The organism is Pseudomonas sp. B28(2017) (genome assembly GCF_002113025.1).
Taxonomy (GTDB): Bacteria; Pseudomonadota; Gammaproteobacteria; order Pseudomonadales; family Pseudomonadaceae; genus Aquipseudomonas.
Window position 1 is genome coordinate 669,273 of the sequence record NZ_NEJH01000002.1, and the last position, 16,901, is coordinate 686,173.

Sequence of the window (16,901 nt, forward strand, 5' to 3'; positions counted from 1 at the left end):
ACCCAAAACCGCAAGGAAACCCAATAAAACCGGGCGAATGATGGGAATTGATACCACGTTTCCCTCTACAGCGACGACATGGTATCGAACACCGAGCATGGCATTTGGCTCAGTTAATGCCTCGTACCATGCCACATAAACACGGTGCTTGGCGATGCACAGAGCTGCCAGAATTTGCTAGACCCCAAAAGCCGAAAGCCCGCAATTACGCGGGCTTCAGGGTATTTCTTGCTAAATGGTGCCGGTCAGTACCAGACGCCCAATCATTCCCACTCAATGGTCGCTGGCGGCTTGCTCGACACGTCGTAGGTGACGCGGGAGATGCCTTCGATTTCATTGATGATGCGGCCACTGACGGTTTCCAGCAATTCGTAAGGCAGGTGTGCCCAACGCGCGGTCATGAAGTCGATGGTTTCCACGGCACGCAGGGCCACGACCCAGGCGTAACGACGGCCATCACCGACCACGCCAACCGATTTAACCGGCTGGAACACCACGAACGCCTGGCTGACCTTGTGGTACCAGTCGGCCTTGCGCAGTTCTTCGATGAAGATATGGTCGGCGCGACGCAGCAGGTCGGCGTATTCCTTCTTCACTTCACCGAGGATGCGTACGCCCAGACCCGGGCCCGGGAACGGGTGACGGTAGACCATGTCGTACGGCAGGCCCAGTTCCAGGCCCAGACGACGGACTTCGTCCTTGAACAGTTCGCGCAGTGGCTCGACCAGTTTCAGGTTCATTTCTTCCGGCAGGCCGCCCACGTTGTGGTGCGACTTGATCACGTGGGCCTTGCCGCTTTTCGCGCCAGCCGACTCGATCACGTCCGGGTAGATGGTGCCCTGGGCCAGGTACTTGATGTTGTCCAGCTTGCAGGATTCAGCATCGAACACGTCGATGAAGGTACGGCCGATGATCTTGCGCTTCTTCTCAGGGTCAGCTTCGCCGGCCAGGTTGTTGAGGAACTGGTCCTCGGCGTTGGCACGGATCACCTTGACACCCATGTTCTCGGCGAACATGGCCATCACTTGCTCGCCTTCGTGCAGGCGCAGCAGGCCGTTGTCGACGAACACGCAGGTCAGCTGGTCGCCGATGGCCTTGTGCAGCAGCGCGGCAACTACCGAGGAGTCCACGCCGCCAGAGAGGCCGAGCAGCACGTTGTCGGTGCCGACCTGGGCACGAACCTGGGCGATGGCGTCTTCAGCGATCTTCGAAGGAGTCCACAGCGCTTCGCACTCGCAGATGTCGAGGATGAAACGCGACAGGATGCGACCGCCCTGCTTGGTGTGGGTCACTTCCGGGTGGAACTGCACGCCGTAGTAGCGACGCTCGTCGCTGAACATACCAGCGATCGGGCAGCTCGGAGTGCTGGCCAGGATATGGAAGTCAGATGGCATTTTGGTGACTTTGTCACCGTGGCTCATCCACACGTCGAGGCCGAACAGGCCGTCGGCGTCGATGTGGTCTTCGATACCGTCGAGCAGGCGGCTCTTGCCGACCACGTCGACGCGAGCGTAACCGAACTCACGCAGCTCGGAACCTTCAACCTTGCCGCCCAGTTGCTCGGCCATGGTCTGCATGCCGTAGCAGATACCGAAGACCGGCACGCCCAGGTCAAAGACTGCCTGCGGGCAGCGAGGGCTGTTGGCTTCGTGCACGGACTCCGGACCGCCAGCGAGAATGACGCCTTTGGGCGCGAACTCGCGGATCGCATCCTCGTCCATGTCGAACGGGTGCAGTTCGCAGTACACGCCTATTTCACGCACGCGGCGGGCGATCAGCTGGGTGTACTGGGAACCGAAGTCGAGGATCAGGATGCGGTGAGCGTGAATATCGAGGGCCATGATTCAGTCTCGTCTAAGTCATTCAGAAACAGTCGTGATTCAGAAACAACTCGGGGCTGAATAAAACAGCCCCGGTTGCTTAGCTTGTTGCTTGAAGGCTCAACCTACGCGGTAGTTCGGCGCTTCCTTGGTGATCTGCACGTCGTGAACGTGGGATTCGGCCATGCCTGCGCCGGTGATCCGCACGAACTCGGGCTTGGTGCGCATCTCTTCGATGTTGGCGCTACCGGTGTAGCCCATCGAGGAGCGCAGGCCGCCCATCAACTGGTGGATGATGGCGCTCAGGGTGCCCTTGTACGGAACACGTCCTTCGATGCCTTCCGGAACCAGCTTCTCGGCGCCTGCCGAGGAGTCCTGGAAGTAACGGTCGGAGGAACCCTGGGCCTGGGACATGGCGCCCAGCGAACCCATGCCGCGATAAGCCTTGTACGAACGGCCCTGGAACAGTTCGATCTCGCCCGGCGCTTCTTCGGTACCGGCGAACATCGAGCCCATCATCACGCAGGAGGCACCAGCCACGATGGCCTTGGACAGGTCACCGGAGAAACGGATACCACCGTCGGCGATCAACGGTACACCAGTGCCTTCAAGGGCAGCGGCGACGTTGGCGATGGCACTGATTTGCGGCACGCCGACACCGGCAACAATACGGGTGGTGCAGATCGAGCCAGGGCCGATACCGACCTTGACTGCGTCAGCGCCAGCTTCGGCCAGAGCCTTGGCGGCAGCGCCGGTGGCGATGTTGCCGCCGATCACCTGCACTTCAGGGAAATTCTCCTTGACCCAGCGAACGCGGTCGATCACGCCTTTGGAGTGACCGTGAGCGGTGTCGACCACCACCACGTCAACACCGGCGTTGACCAGGGCTGCAACGCGGTCACCGGTGTCTTTACCGGTGCCGACGGCCGCGCCAACACGCAGACGACCTTGATCGTCCTTGCTGGCCAGTGGGTAAGCCTTGGATTTTTCGATATCTTTGACGGTCATCATGCCTTTGAGGGCAAACTTGTCGTCGACGATCAGGACTTTTTCCAGGCGGTGCTTGTGCAGCAACTCGCGGACTTCGTTCTTGTTGGCGCCTTCCTTGACCGTGACCAGACGCTCTTTAGGCGTCATCACTTCACGTACGGTGGCATCCAGACGGGTTTCGAAGCGCACGTCACGGGAAGTGACGATGCCGACCAGGTCGCCATCGTGCAGCACCGGAACGCCGGAAATGTTGTGCATACGGGTCAGTTCGAACAGGTCACGCACCGTGGCGTCAGCCTCGATGGTGATCGGGTCCTTGACCACACCGGCTTCGAATTTCTTGACCTTGCGGACTTCGGCAGCTTGCTGCTCGATGGTCATGTTCTTGTGGATGATGCCGATACCACCTTCCTGAGCCATGGCGATTGCCAGACGGGCTTCAGTGACGGTGTCCATGGCGGCGGAAACCAGTGGAATATTCAGCTCGATGCCACGGGTAAGGCGGGTCTTGAGACTGACTTCGTTAGGAAGCACCTCGGAATAACCAGGCACTAGGAGAATGTCGTCGAATGTCAGAGCTTCTTGGCTGATACGCAGCATCGCGGGGGCTCCCGAGCGGGAAAATGGAAGCGCGCCATTATAGTCAGACACCCCTTCGGGTTCAATGTAAAACTCTGTCTATTATTGGCATTACTGATATACGGGGATTACGGCGTTACGGATGGCTGTTTTTTTGTGGGAGCGAGCCTGCTCGTGATGAGCTTGAAGACGACGCTTGTTTTCAGACAACAAGCGTCATCGTTCACGACCATCGCGAGCTTGCTCCTACAAAGGTCTTCAGAGTTCGACTTTCACCCAACTGACCGGCTGATCCAGCCAATCGGCGAACTCATCGAGAAAGCTCTGCTTGAATCCGGCTTCGGCCCAGTTGTTGAAGATGAAACCGAGGTTGGAGAAGCCGCACTCCTGCAGGAACAGGAAGCCGTTGATGTCGTCTTCATGCCCGCATTCCGGACAGGTGAAGTTATCGGTACGCCCCGGCATCCAGTCCTCCAGGCTTTCGAACAGGGCTTCACCCACTTCCTTTCGGCACTCGGCACAGCCCGCTTCGCCAAGAAAACCCTTGGCCGGTGTATAGATGCAACGCTTGGTGATGATCTCCAGACCATTGACCGGCTCGCCGAATGGCAGCGCGTCAGGGTGCAGGACCACCTCACGGGCACCCTCGGCGATGGCATGCCCCATGCGATTGCCGGTGCGGCCGCACGTGGTCAGCTCTTCCTGGACGATGCTCTTGCGCACCAGCCAACGCACAACGGCCCGGGCCCGGGGCTCGTGCACCGGCAGCGTGGATATTTTCGGGACGATGATGCTTTGCGAATTCATGGGGTACAGCCCTGGAGCTTTGATAAATGACCTGTAGGAGCGAGCCTGCTCGCGATGGTCGTTAACGAAAACGCGTAATCCCTGATTAAACGCGTTGCCCTCAAGTCCATCGCGAGCAGGCTCGCTCCTACAAGGTTTGAGTCGGCGAGCCTTTAGAAGGTATAGGCCCACCGCAGCTGTTTTTACAGCTCGACCACAACCGCCTGCGACGCACGAGTCGCCTTGGCGCGGGCGGCTTCGATCGATTCGTCGCGAGCCAGGGCAACGCCCATGCGGCGCTGGCCGTTGACTTCAGGCTTGCCGAACAAGCGCAACGCGGTATCCGGCTCGCTCAAGGCTGCGCCCAGATTGGCGAATGCGGTCTGGGTCGACTGCCCTTCCACCAGAATCACCGCCGAGGCCGATGGCCCGAACTGACGGATCAACGGGATCGGTAGACCGAGAATGGCCCGCGCATGCAGGGCGAACTGCGACAGGTCCTGGGAGATCAGCGTCACCAGGCCAGTGTCGTGCGGGCGCGGCGAGACTTCGCTGAACCACACCTGATCACCCTTGATGAACAGTTCGACACCGAACAGACCACGGCCACCCAGGGCTTCGGTCACGGCTTTGGCGACGCGTTCGGATTCAGCCAGGGCAATCGGGCTCATGGCTTGTGGCTGCCAGGATTCCTGATAATCGCCCTTCTCCTGACGGTGGCCGACCGGCGCGCAGAAGGTGGTACCGCCGACGTGGCGCACGGTCAGCAAGGTGATTTCGTAGTCAAAGTCGATGAAGCCCTCGATGATCACCCGACCTTTACCGGCACGGCCACCTTCCTGGGCGTAGTCCCAGGCTTTCTGCACGTCATCGACGCTGCGCAACAGGCTCTGGCCCTTGCCCGAGGAACTCATGACCGGCTTGACCACGCACGGGAAACCGAGGTCTTCGACCGCCTTGCTGTAGTCCTCGAAGGTGTCGGCGAAGTGGTACGGCGAGGTTGGCAGGTCCAGCTCTTCAGCGGCCAGGCGACGGATGCCTTCGCGGTTCATGGTCAATTGCGCGGCGCGGGCGGTCGGGATCACGTTGAAACCTTCGGCCTCCAGCTCCACCAGGGTCGCGGTGGCGATGGCTTCGATTTCCGGCACGATGAAGTGCGGTTGCTCGGCTTCGATCACGGCACGCAGGGCAGCGCCGTCGAGCATGTTGATCACGTGGCTGCGGTGCGCCACCTGCATGGCCGGCGCGTTGGCGTAGCGATCCACGGCAATCACTTCAACGCCCAGACGTTGCAGCTCGATCACCACTTCCTTGCCCAACTCGCCACAGCCACACATCAATACGCGGGTCGCGGTAGGCGACAATGGAGTTCCGATACGGGTCATCTGAAGGTCCTCAAGGAGCGGATCATCGAGGGATGCGACGGCTGGCGCGCGTCCCATGGGGAGAAAGCGCGGCATTTTACATGAACTTCAGCCGACGACAGCCTGTTTGCGCAGACGCCAGGCCATGATCAGCCACACGGCAGTGACCCCGGCGAATTTCGAGCCCAGGGCGGTGAGGATCACCCCCGGCGTCAGGGCGTCGATCATGCCGAAAAAGATAAAGGTATCGAGGGGAATGCTCAGAGCCGAACTTATCCACAGACGGTCATGCAGCGGGCGCCTGGTGATGCTGAACACCAGCCAGTCGATGCACTCGGAAACCGCGAATGCCGTGGCGCTGGCCAGGGCGATGGACGGATCGGAGGTGACATAGGACAACACCAGCGCTACCAGCATTGCCACGAGGGCGCCATGGCCGAACCGGGCTTGCACCATGTCGCGCAACACAAACACCAGCCCGCCCCAGGCCGACCAGATGATGTCCAGGTTCGGCGCAGTGGAAAAGGCGTAGTTGATCAGCACGACGCTGCTGATGTAGGCGATCAGGAAGAACATGGGATTTGAAAGTACCTGTCAATTTGGTGCACAGGGTACTGTAGGAGCGAGCCCGCTCCTACAATGTTCGCGCCTCAGTTTCCCGGCTTTGCCCCGATCATCCACACCAACCCACTGGCCTTCGCCCGCTCATGACACAACCCCAGCACCTTGCGCCGCTCGTCGTTGGTCATGCGGCTCCAGCGAGTGATCTCCTCCACCGTGCGCTGGCAACCGGTGCAGATGTCATCTTCATCCAGCGCGCAAATGCTCACGCAGGGCGATGGCACCGGACGTTCGGGCGTGCTCATTCTTCCTGCTCGGCCAGATCGCGGGCATAACGTTGCGAGTTGTGCACGTAGTGAGCCGCGCTGGCTTCCAGCATTTTGATTTGCGACTCGGTCAATTCTCGAACCACTTTGCCGGGTGAGCCCATGACCAGCGATCCATCCGGAATCTCCTTGCCCTCGCCGATCAGCGAGTTGGCGCCGATGATGCAGTTCTTGCCGATCCTTGCCCCGTTGAGGATCACCGCGTTGATGCCGATCAGGCTGTAGTCGCCGACGGTGCAGCCGTGGAGCATGGCGTTGTGGCCGATGGTCACGCCGGTGCCGATGGTCAGCGGGTAGCCCATGTCGGTGTGCATCACGGTGCCGTCCTGGACGTTGCTGTTCTTGCCGATCAGGATCAACTCGTTATCGCCGCGCAGCACGGCGTTGAACCAGACGTTGGCGCCCTCTTCCAGCTTGACCTTGCCTACCAGCACGGCATTGGGGGCGACCCAGCTCTGTGGATGGGTTTCGACGCGGGCGTCGCCCAGGCGGTATTTCATTGTTGTTTTCCTCAAGGCTCAGGCAGGCTTTTTTCAGCCAGATCAGGATTCAGGCCATGCGAACGATGGTTTCAGATATTGATGAAGCTTTTGGGAGGCTGGTGCAGGCTGATTTTGGCGTCATACAGCAGGTTGATCAACTCGACGATCATGATCGCCGTCAGCCCCCAGATCTTGTACTCGCCATAGCGATAGCTCGGCACGTACCAGCTGCGGCCCTGATAGTCGATGCGATGGGTATGTTCGCGGGGATCTTTGCGGAAGAATTCCAGGGGCACGCTGAACACCGCGGCGATCTCGGCATCGTTGGCCCGGTATTCGACAAAATCCGGGATGACCCCGACATAGGGCGTGACCATGATGCCATGCAGGCTGATCAGCGGGCTGAGCGGGCCGATCACCTCGACCAGCCCCGGCGGCAGGCCGATCTCTTCTTCGGCTTCTCGCAGGGCGGTGAACGTCAGGTCGGGGTCTTCGGGGTCACGACGCCCGCCGGGAAAGGCGACTTCGCCACCATGGGTCGACAGGCCACTGGCACGCAGGGTCAACACCAGCTCAGGCTCGTCACTGCGGGTGATGGGCACCAGCACCGCGGCCTCGGGAAAACGACGGTCGGTCTCCACTGTGCGTGGTGTGTGGTTACTAACCCGATGCAGTAGCTCGTCCAGCATGAGTGTTCTCGATCTGTGCCTTACCCGGCATCATGCACCAATCGCTGCGGCCGCCCAACCCCCGCAACAGCCCCATGTCGCGAAACGACAACTTGCCGACAGACACTGCCGCACGCCAAGATAGGCGCAGCATTCAGGAACCCCCAGCATGAAATTTTGCAGCCAGTGCGGTAACCCGGTGACCCAGCGCATTCCCGAAGGCGATTCCCGCCTGCGTTTTGTCTGCGACAGCTGTCAGGCCATCCACTACCAGAACCCCAACATCGTCGCCGGCTGCGTGGCGACCTGGGGCACCAAGGTGTTGCTGTGCCGGCGCGCCATCGAGCCGCGACGCGGTTACTGGACCCTGCCCGCCGGCTTCATGGAAAACGGTGAGACCATCGAACAGGCCGCCATTCGCGAAACCGCCGAGGAAGCCTGCGCCCGGGTGCGCAACCTGAGCATCTATACCCTGATCGATGTACCACACATCAGCCAGGTGCATGTGTTCTTCCGTGCAGAGCTGGCGGACCTGGATTTTTCTGCCGGCCCCGAGAGCCTGGAAGTACAACTATTCGACGAAGCGGACATTCCTTGGGATGAGCTGGCTTTCCGCACGGTGGGTCGTACCTTAGAATGCTTCTTCGCTGACCGGCGGACCGAGGTCTATCCCGTACGGTCCGAATCGATCCCGCCGCTTGCTCAGCCTGCCATTACTTGATGCCATATTGGTATCATTCGTAGCCGCTGAAAAATCGCAGCCTGCGGCAGCTCCTGCAAAAACATCTATAAATAAATAGTCGCGACACCTCCTGGGGAATCGTTTCAATGCGCTGGTTGTTTGCCCTGTTCTGTTTGTCGTTCGTCACGGTGTCACAGGCTTCTGCCGTGGAAACCCTGGACGGCAAGGTCATCGAGAAAATCCTGATTCTCAAGTCTTCCCATCAATTGCAATTGATCAATGACGGCAAGCCGCTCAAGACCTATCGCATTTCCCTGGGCAAACGGCCCAAGGGGCCAAAGCTGATGGAAGGCGACAAACGCACCCCGGAAGGCTTCTACTGGGTTGACTGGCGCAAGGTCAGCGACCGCTTCAACCTGGCGATGCACATTTCCTACCCGAACATCAGCGACTCCGCCCGGGCCCGCCGTGAAGGCGTCGAGCCCGGCGGCATGATCATGATCCACGGCACCCCGGACACCGAGGACACCCCGGAAGACCTGTTCCACACCCTGGACTGGACCGACGGCTGCATCGCCATGCGCAACATGGACATGCGCGAAGTCTGGAACCTGGTGCCGGACGGCACGATGATCGAAATCCGCCCGTAACTCCCCCCGACCATTGGTCGCCCTCGAAAAATAAATTCAAAAAATCGCAGCCTGCGGCAGTTCCTACAGTAGTGATACCACTCTGACCTGTAGACGCTGCCGCAGGCTGCGATCTTTGCTGCTGTATCCCCCTGCGCTAATACCACTTAGAACCACTCTCTGAACAACCGGCCAAAACGGCAGGATTTCCCACGCCAAAGGCCCGGTGGCGGCGTTGACATGGTATGCAAGTGGTATTAGGTTTCGCCTCACAACCGGGCGACAACCATCCTGCAACCGCATCGGACAATGCCTACATGAATGACCTACAAGCCCTGCGCCCCGACGACACCCAACCCACGCCGCTGTACCTGCAACTGGCACGCAATCTGGAAGCGGCGATCCATGCCGGCCAGTGGAAAGCCGAACAGGCCATGCCGTCGGAACGCAATCTGAGCGAGACGTTGGGCATCTCCCGCGTCACCGCCCGCAAGGCGCTGGAAGTGTTGTTCGAACAAGGCCTGATCCGCCGTAACCAGGGCTCCGGCACCTTCATTACGCCGCGCCTCGAACAACCGTTGTCGCGCCTTTCCGGTTTCAGTGAAATGCTCCGCCTCAAGGGTTTCGTGCCCGGCTCGCAATGGCTGGAGCGAGAAATCACCCTGCCGACCCACGAAGAGCTGATTCGCCTCGGCCTGTCGCCCAACGACAAGGTCGCGCGGCTCAAACGCCTGCGCAAGGCCGACGACACCGTGATGGCAATCGAGATGAGTACCCTGCCCGCCTCGATCATTGCCAACCCGCAATTGGTTGGCGACTCCCTCTACGAATTCCTCGACGGCATCGGCAAACCGGTTGTCCGCGCCCTGCAGCATATCCAGGCGATCAACGCCTCGGACGAGTTCGCCGCACTGGTCGGCATCGCCCCCGGCACCGCGATGCTGCTGATGACCCGGGTTGGATACCTGGAAAACAACACGCCAATCGAAGTCACCGACACCTATTGCCGTAACGACTACTACGACTTTGTGGCAGAGCTTCGCAGGTAAGTAGCCGCGCAGTTAAAACCGAGACCGATCATGTCCGAAGACAACATCCTCACCGCTCACGGCTGGGTTCGCGGCCGACTGGTCCACGCACACGGCAAAGTCGTGTCGATCGAAGGCCAGCCCTGCGATCCGGCAGACAATGACCTGCCGTACCTGCTCCCGGGTTTCATCGATCTGCACGTTCACGGCGGCGGCGGCAAAGACATCATGGAAGGCGCGCAGGCCTTCGAAACCATCACCCGAACCCACCTGCGCTTCGGCACCACGTCGCTGCTGGCCACCACCATGACCGCGCCGAGCGACGAAATGACCAGCGTGCTCAAGGCCGTCGGCGAATTCTGCGAGCTGCGGCCCCAAGGCTGCGCCAGGGTGCTCGGCGTGCACCTCGAAGGTCCGTACATCAACCCCGGCAAGCTCGGTGCGCAACCCAACTTCGCCCACACGGCGCTGATGACAGAAGTCGAAGCGTACCTGGCGCTCGCTCCGATCCGGGTGATCACCATTGCTCCGGAAATCGCCGGTCACGACGCCTTGATCCGTGACCTCAGCAGCCGCGGCATCCGCATGCAGATTGGCCACACCCTGGGCAGCTATGAGGAAGGCGTGGCGGCGCTGGAGGCCGGCGCCAGCAGTTTCACCCACCTCTACAACGCCATGAGCCCGCTGCATCACCGTGAGCCGGGGATCGTCGGCGCCGCGTTGGCCCACGCCCAATACGCCGAACTGATTCCGGACTTGCTGCACGTGCACCCCGGCGCCATTCGCGTGGCCCTGCGCTCGATTCCATGCCTGTACTGCGTCACCGACTCGACCGCGGCCGCCGGCATGCCCGACGGCGAATACAAACTCGGCAGCCACACCGTGACCAAATGCCTGGGCGGCGTGCGCCTGCCCGACGGCACCCTGGCCGGCAGCACGCTGACCATGGATCAGGCCCTGCGCAACCTGGTGAAGATCGGCCTGCCCATCGCCGAAGCCTCGCAGCGCCTGTCGCAATTCCCCGCCGACTACCTCGGCATCACCGAACGCGGACGCCTGCAACCCGGGGCCTGGGCCGACTGCGTGCGGCTGGATCGCTCACTGAAACTGACCGCTGTCATGGTCGAAGGAGAAGACATTGACTTCAAAAATGCTTGAAGAGGCACTGTCCTCGTTCGAGGCCGTGCAAGTCCAGTTGCAACAACTCGACCCGCAGATGATCGAGATCGCCGGACGCCTGCGCCGTCAGCCACCGCAAGTGGTCATGACCGTGGCGCGTGGCAGTTCTGACCATGCCGCCAGTTACTTCGCCTACCTGACCATGCAACTGCTGGGCATCCCGGTGGCCTCGTTGCCAATGTCGGTGGTGACCATGCAACAGGCACCGTTGAAGGTCAGCGGCCAGGTGGCATTCGCCTTTTCGCAATCGGGGCAGAGCCCGGATCTGGTCAACAGCCTGCGCCTGTTGCGCAAGCGCGGCGCGCTGAGCATTTCGCTGGTCAATGCCGAAGACTCGCCACTGGAAGCCGCCTGCGAATTCAGCCTGCCGCTGTGTGCCGGCACCGAAAGCAGCGTTGCCGCGACCAAGAGTTTTATCGCCACCCTCAGCGCCAGCGCCCGCCTGATCGGGAACTGGAAAGAAGACGCCGAACTGCTCGAAGCCGGCCTCGCCTTGCCCGATGGCCTGCGCGACGCCGCGCAACAGGACTGGAGCCCGGCCATCGACGCCTTGCGCGATTGTCAGCGGCTAATGGTAATCGGCCGTGGCGCCGGTTTTGCCATCGCCCAGGAAGCGGCGCTCAAGTTCAAGGAAACCTCGGCGATCCAGGCCGAAGCCTTCAGCAGCGCGGAAGTCCGTCACGGCCCGATGGCCTTGATTGGCGACAACTACCCGCTTCTGGTGTTCGCCCCGCGAGGTGCCGAGCAGGCTGGCTTGCTGAGCCTGGCCGCCGACATGCGCCAGCGCGGTGCCCGTGTCCTGCTGGCTGCCCCGGATGACGTACTCGAACGCGACCTGACCCTGACCCGCGCCGAGCACCCGGCCCTCGATCCGATCCTGGCGATCCAGAGTTTCTACGTGATGGCCGCCGGTTTGGCGGTTGCACGCGGCATGGACCCGGACCAGCCGCGGCACCTGAGCAAAGTCACTCGTACGCACTAACCACCCTTGTAGGAGCAGCCGGTCAACGCTCGATTGCTCGCGATGGTCGTCAACGAAAACGCGCGCTTGCTGGATAAACGCGGCGTTCTTTAGTCCATCGCGAGCTCGCTCCTACAGAAGGGGGCGTTGATCCGAACCGAAGTTTTTCCTGATGAGACCGAGCCATGCATAACAACAATAAAGAGCTGACTTTAAGCGCCCCGCTCAGCGGCCCGGTGCTCACGCTCGCCAAAGTCCCGGACCCGGTGTTTGCCAGCGGCGCCATGGGCGACGGCATCGCCATCGATCCACTCAACGACACGCTCCACGCTCCCTGCGCGGGCGTGGTGGTGCATGTTGCGCGCACCGGCCACGCCGTGACCCTGCGCGCGGACAACGGCGCTGAACTGCTGCTGCACCTGGGCCTGGACACCGTCGAACTGCAAGGCCAGGGCTTTTCGATGCTGGTGCAGGAAGGTGCACGGGTTGCCAACGGCCAACCGCTGCTGCGCTATGACCTGGACAGGGTCGCGCAACAATGCAAAAGCCTGGTCAGCCTGCTGATCCTCACCAACAGCCAGGACTTTCAGGCACGCCCCATCACCCTCAAATCGGTGAAAGTCGGCGAGCCGTTGCTGCACATCATTCGCCACCAGGGCGTGGGCGCGCAGGCGGACGTGGCGCTTGCCGGCGAAGAAGTGCTCGGCCACATCCACATCGCCCATCGTGGCGGCCTGCATGCCCGGCCAGCTGCGTTGATCCGTCAGACCGCGCAAGGTTTCAGAAGCAAATCCCGGCTGCATTTCGCCGGTAAATCGGCGACCTGCGACAGTCTGATCGGACTGATGGGTCTGGCCGTCGGCGAACAAGACGAAGTGCAGGTCAGTTGCCAGGGCCCGGATGCCGAAGCCGCACTGCAAGCCTTGTTGACCGCTCTGTCCACGGCGCTGCCCGAAGAGCATCACGCCACCGCCCCGGCACCGATGATCCAGCGCAACCGGGTGGCCGAAGCCGGTGTGCTGCACGGTGTCTGCGCCGCTCCGGGGCTGGTCGGCGGGCCGCTGTTGCGCTTGAACGCGATCAGCCTGCCTGCGGATGCCGGGCACAATGATCCGGTACAGCAACGGCAAACCCTCGACACTGCGTTAACCCAGGTCCGCAGCGAAATCGCCGGTACCCTGGTCCATGCCAGAAAACACAAGAACACTGACGAAGAAGCCATCTTCGCCGCCCATCTCGCGCTGCTGGAAGACCCGGCATTGCTGGACGCAGCGCGTCAGTCCATCGATCTCGGCACCGCGGCGACCCACGCCTGGAGCCAATCGATCGACGTGCAGTGCGACGTGCTCCAGCAGTTGGGCAGCACGCTGTTGGCCGAACGCGCCAACGACCTGCGCGACCTCAAGCAACGGGTGCTGCGCACCCTGCTCGGTGAAGCCTGGCATTACGATGTACCACCCGGTGCCATCGTCGCCGCCCACGAGTTGACCCCATCCGATCTGTTGCAACTGAGTCAGCAAGGTGTCGCCGGTTTGTGCATGGCCGAAGGCGGCGCGACGTCCCACGTGGCAATCCTCGCGCGGGGCAAAGGCTTGCCGTGCATGGTCGCCCTGGGTGCGTCGCTGCTGGATCAGGATCAGGGTCAGTCGGTCGTGCTGGACGCGGACGGCGGTCGTCTTGAACTGATGCCAAGCGCCGAACGCCTGGTTCAAGTGCAGCAGGCGCAGCTTGATCATCAGAAACGCCGCGCCGAGCAACAGGCCCATGCGCATATCCCGGCACACACCCTGGATGGCCAGCGCATCGAAGTCGCAGCCAATGTCGCCTCCTGCGTCGAGGCGGCGGACGCATTGGCCAATGGCGCCGACGGCGTCGGCTTGCTGCGCACCGAATTTCTCTTCGTCGACCGCCATACCGCCCCGGACGAACAGGAACAACACCACGCCTATCAAGCCGTGCTCGATGCCATGGGTGACAAGTCGGTGATCATTCGCACCATCGACGTTGGCGGCGACAAGCAACTCGACTACCTGCCACTGCCCGCCGAGGCGAACCCGGTGCTCGGCCTGCGCGGCATTCGCCTGGCCCAGGCCCGCCCGGAACTGCTCGACCAGCAACTGCGCGCCCTGCTGCACGTCAAGCCGTTGTCCCGTTGCCGGATCCTGTTGCCGATGGTGACCGAGGTCGAGGAACTGCTGCACATCCGCCAGCGTCTCGACGCCTTGTGCACCGAACTGGGCCTGAGCGAGCGCCCGGAGCTGGGAGTGATGATCGAAGTTCCGGCCGCCGCTCTGCTGGCTGAACAGCTGGCGGAACACGCGGACTTCCTGTCCATCGGCACCAACGATCTGTCGCAATACACCCTGGCCATGGACCGCGACCACGCCGGTCTCGCCTCGCGGGTCGATGCCCTGCACCCGGCGCTGCTGCGATTGATCGCCCAGACCTGTGCAGGTGCCGCACAGCACAAACGCTGGGTCGGGGTTTGTGGGGCACTGGCCTCCGATCCGCTAGCCACGCCGGTGCTGATCGGGCTGGGCGTGAGCGAACTGTCGGTGAGCCCGGTGCAGATTGGTGAGATCAAGGATCGCGTGCGCCATCTCGATGCCAGCCAATGCCGGCGCATCAGCCTGGATCTGCTGAAACTGAGCAGTGCCGGTGCGGTGCGTCACGCCTGCCACCAGCACTGGTCTCTGAGCTGAAGAACAATAAAAAATCCAGGGAGTACCGCCATGTACCAATACTTTATCGAAGGTCTGCAGCGCCTCGGCCGCGCGCTGATGCTGCCAATCGCGATCCTGCCGATTGCCGGCCTGCTGCTGCGCCTGGGCGACACGGACCTTTTGAACATCGCGATCATCCACGACGCCGGCCAGGTGATTTTCGCCAATCTGGCGCTGATTTTCGCCATCGGCATCGCGGTCGGTTTCGCTAAAGACAACAACGGTACGGCCGGTCTGGCCGGGGCCATCGGTTATCTGGTGATGGTGTCCACGCTCAAGGTGCTGGATGCGAGCATCAACATGGGTATGCTCGCCGGGATCATCAGCGGCTTGATGGCCGGCGCGCTGTACAACCGTTTCAAGGACATCAAGCTGCCGGAGTACCTGGCGTTCTTCGGTGGCCGGCGCTTTGTGCCGATCGCGACCGGTTTCAGCGCGGTCGGCCTGGGCGTGGTGTTCGGCCTGATCTGGCCGCCGGTCCAGCACGGCATCAACAGCTTCGGCACGCTGCTACTGGATAGCGGCAGCATCGGTGCACTCATTTTCGGTGTGCTCAACCGCCTGCTGATCGTCACCGGCCTGCACCATATCATCAACAACATGGCCTGGTTCGTGTTCGGTAACTTCACCGAACCGACCACGGGTGCCTTGGTGACCGGCGACATATCACGCTACTTTGCCGGCGACCCGAAAGGCGGCCAGTTCATGACCGGCATGTTCCCGGTGATGCTCTTCGGCCTGCCCGCTGCCTGCCTGGCGATGTACCGCAACGCCCTGCCGGAACGGCGCAAAATCATGGGCGGGATATTCCTGTCAATGGCCCTGACTTCATTCCTGACTGGCGTCACCGAACCCATCGAATTCGCCTTCATGTTCCTCGCGCCGCTGCTGTTCTTGCTGCATGCGCTGCTGACCGGCCTGTCCATGGCCGTCACCAATCTGCTGAACATCCACCTAGGCTTCACATTCTCCGGCGGTTTCATCGACATGGTCCTCGGCTGGGGCAAATCCACCAATGGCTGGCGCGTGGTCCCGGTCGGCCTGGTCTATGCGCTGATCTATTACCTGGTGTTCGACTTCTGTATCCGTCGTTTCAAGCTCAAGACGCCGGGACGGGAAGACACTGCTGCCACTGAAAAAGCCGCAGTGGCGGACAGCGACCGTGCCGGGGCCTACATCAAGGCCTTGGGCGGCGCCGAAAACCTGATCACCATCGGCGCCTGCACTACCCGGTTGCGACTGGACATGGTGGATCGCAACAAGGCGTCGGATGCGGACTTGAAAGCACTAGGTGCCATGGCTGTGGTGCGTCCGGGCAAGGGCGGGAGTTTGCAAGTGGTGGTTGGGCCGATGGCCGACGCGATTGCCGATGAAATTCGCCTGGCAATGCCGGCATTGGGTCGCGCATTGATCTCCACTCCGGCCGTCATCGTCGACGTACCGCCAGCCGTCACCGTGGCGAAAACTGAAGCCCAACAATGGCTGAGCGCACTCGGCGGTGGCGACAATGTGTTGCAACTGGACTGCGTGGCCATGACCCGGATTCGTCTGCAATTGGCGGATGGCAAGGCAATCTCGGAGTGCGATTTGAAGGCACTGGGTTGTCAGGGTATGAGTCAGCTTGAGGGTGGGATCTGGCATCTGTTGGTGGGCGACAAGGCAGCCAGTTTGAGTGATGCGCTGGAGGGGCTGGCCAATCGTAGCGAGGTGAGTGCGAAGGTTTAGATTGACGGCGTCTGGGCATTAAAAAACCCGCTGAAATCACTTCAGCGGGTTTTTCATTTCAGCAGCCTGGAAGATCAGAAATCCTCCAGCCGCCACACCTCATAAGCTGGCGTCTCATAGGGATGGCTCTGTTTCAAAGCCGCCACCACCGAGCGAATCAACTCATCGGCCACCACCAGCTCAACCTTCCATTCCTCGACCTGCTCGACCTGCCCCGCTTCGCCAATGAACGGCTGACTGCCGTCCAATGGACGAAACTGGCCCTGACCCAGCACCTGCCAGGCGCAGTGATCGTAAGCGCCGATCCGTCCGCCACCGGCGGCGAAGACGGCACTCTTCACGTCTTCGACGTGACTGGTTGGAACAAAGAAGCTGAGCTTGTACACGGCGCTTGGTTC

The 16,901-nt window shown here is 61.4% G+C and carries 16 protein-coding genes; 7 read left to right on the forward strand and 9 right to left on the reverse strand.

The window, feature by feature from the left end; genetic code table 11:
• Nucleotides 1-263: 263 nt before the first annotated feature.
• From guaA to CAF65_RS07890, 8 genes are all read right to left on the reverse strand, one after another.
• Nucleotides 264-1,841: a glutamine-hydrolyzing GMP synthase gene (gene guaA / locus CAF65_RS07855; protein ID WP_008016739.1), complete on the reverse strand. Its 1,578-nt coding sequence runs from the start codon at nucleotides 1,839-1,841 to the stop codon at nucleotides 264-266.
• A 99-nt stretch (nucleotides 1,842-1,940) separates the two neighbouring features.
• Nucleotides 1,941-3,410 (reverse strand): IMP dehydrogenase, encoded by a 1,470-nt coding sequence (gene guaB, locus CAF65_RS07860; RefSeq protein ID WP_085715785.1) that lies wholly within the window; start codon nucleotides 3,408-3,410, stop codon nucleotides 1,941-1,943.
• A gap of 237 nt (nucleotides 3,411-3,647) precedes the next feature.
• Nucleotides 3,648-4,196 carry a sugar ABC transporter ATPase gene (locus CAF65_RS07865; protein ID WP_085715786.1) on the reverse strand — a complete coding sequence of 183 codons (549 nt, stop codon included), beginning with the start codon at nucleotides 4,194-4,196 and terminating at the stop codon, nucleotides 3,648-3,650.
• Between the two features lie 182 nt (nucleotides 4,197-4,378).
• Nucleotides 4,379-5,560, reverse strand: a complete 1,182-nt coding sequence (purT, locus tag CAF65_RS07870) for a formate-dependent phosphoribosylglycinamide formyltransferase (RefSeq protein WP_085715787.1) — start codon at nucleotides 5,558-5,560, stop codon at nucleotides 4,379-4,381.
• Between the two features lie 87 nt (nucleotides 5,561-5,647).
• Nucleotides 5,648-6,115 carry a preQ0 transporter gene (locus CAF65_RS07875; protein ID WP_085715788.1) on the reverse strand — a complete coding sequence of 156 codons (468 nt, stop codon included), beginning with the start codon at nucleotides 6,113-6,115 and terminating at the stop codon, nucleotides 5,648-5,650.
• Nucleotides 6,116-6,189: 74 nt separating this feature from the next.
• Nucleotides 6,190-6,405, reverse strand: a complete 216-nt coding sequence (locus CAF65_RS07880) for a DUF1289 domain-containing protein (RefSeq protein WP_085715789.1) — start codon at nucleotides 6,403-6,405, stop codon at nucleotides 6,190-6,192.
• Nucleotides 6,402-6,926 (reverse strand): gamma carbonic anhydrase family protein, encoded by a 525-nt coding sequence (locus CAF65_RS07885; protein WP_085715790.1) that lies wholly within the window; start codon nucleotides 6,924-6,926, stop codon nucleotides 6,402-6,404. The genes CAF65_RS07880 and CAF65_RS07885 overlap by 4 nt, the downstream gene beginning before the upstream one ends.
• 71 nt (nucleotides 6,927-6,997) lie before the next feature.
• Nucleotides 6,998-7,597, reverse strand: coding sequence for a CoA pyrophosphatase (locus CAF65_RS07890; protein WP_085715791.1), 600 nt, complete (start codon nucleotides 7,595-7,597; stop codon nucleotides 6,998-7,000).
• Between the two features lie 148 nt (nucleotides 7,598-7,745).
• On the opposite strand from CAF65_RS07890, the gene CAF65_RS07895 reads away from it, so the two are divergent.
• From CAF65_RS07895 to nagE, 7 genes are all read left to right on the forward strand, one after another.
• On the forward strand, nucleotides 7,746-8,297 hold the full coding sequence (locus CAF65_RS07895; protein WP_085715792.1) for an NUDIX hydrolase: 552 nt from the start codon (nucleotides 7,746-7,748) through the stop codon (nucleotides 8,295-8,297).
• Nucleotides 8,298-8,404: 107 nt separating this feature from the next.
• Nucleotides 8,405-8,908 carry a murein L,D-transpeptidase family protein gene (locus CAF65_RS07900; protein WP_085715793.1) on the forward strand — a complete coding sequence of 168 codons (504 nt, stop codon included), beginning with the start codon at nucleotides 8,405-8,407 and terminating at the stop codon, nucleotides 8,906-8,908.
• A 296-nt stretch (nucleotides 8,909-9,204) separates the two neighbouring features.
• Nucleotides 9,205-9,936 carry a GntR family transcriptional regulator gene (locus CAF65_RS07905; protein WP_085716011.1) on the forward strand — a complete coding sequence of 244 codons (732 nt, stop codon included), beginning with the start codon at nucleotides 9,205-9,207 and terminating at the stop codon, nucleotides 9,934-9,936.
• A gap of 30 nt (nucleotides 9,937-9,966) precedes the next feature.
• Nucleotides 9,967-11,073, forward strand: a complete 1,107-nt coding sequence (gene nagA, locus CAF65_RS07910) for an N-acetylglucosamine-6-phosphate deacetylase (protein ID WP_085715794.1) — start codon at nucleotides 9,967-9,969, stop codon at nucleotides 11,071-11,073.
• Entirely contained in the window at nucleotides 11,054-12,076 is a 1,023-nt protein-coding gene (locus CAF65_RS07915) for an SIS domain-containing protein (protein ID WP_143492087.1), read from the forward strand. Before nagA ends, CAF65_RS07915 begins: the two co-directional genes overlap by 20 nt.
• 164 nt (nucleotides 12,077-12,240) lie before the next feature.
• Nucleotides 12,241-14,757, forward strand: coding sequence for a phosphoenolpyruvate--protein phosphotransferase (ptsP, locus tag CAF65_RS07920; protein WP_085715796.1), 2,517 nt, complete (start codon nucleotides 12,241-12,243; stop codon nucleotides 14,755-14,757).
• A gap of 30 nt (nucleotides 14,758-14,787) precedes the next feature.
• On the forward strand, nucleotides 14,788-16,503 hold the full coding sequence (gene nagE, locus CAF65_RS07925; RefSeq protein ID WP_085715797.1) for an N-acetylglucosamine-specific PTS transporter subunit IIBC: 1,716 nt from the start codon (nucleotides 14,788-14,790) through the stop codon (nucleotides 16,501-16,503).
• 74 nt (nucleotides 16,504-16,577) lie between these two features.
• On the opposite strand, the gene CAF65_RS07930 is transcribed toward nagE, so the two are convergent.
• Nucleotides 16,578-16,889 (reverse strand): YqfO family protein, encoded by a 312-nt coding sequence (locus CAF65_RS07930; RefSeq protein WP_085715798.1) that lies wholly within the window; start codon nucleotides 16,887-16,889, stop codon nucleotides 16,578-16,580.
• Nucleotides 16,890-16,901 lie beyond the last annotated feature (12 nt).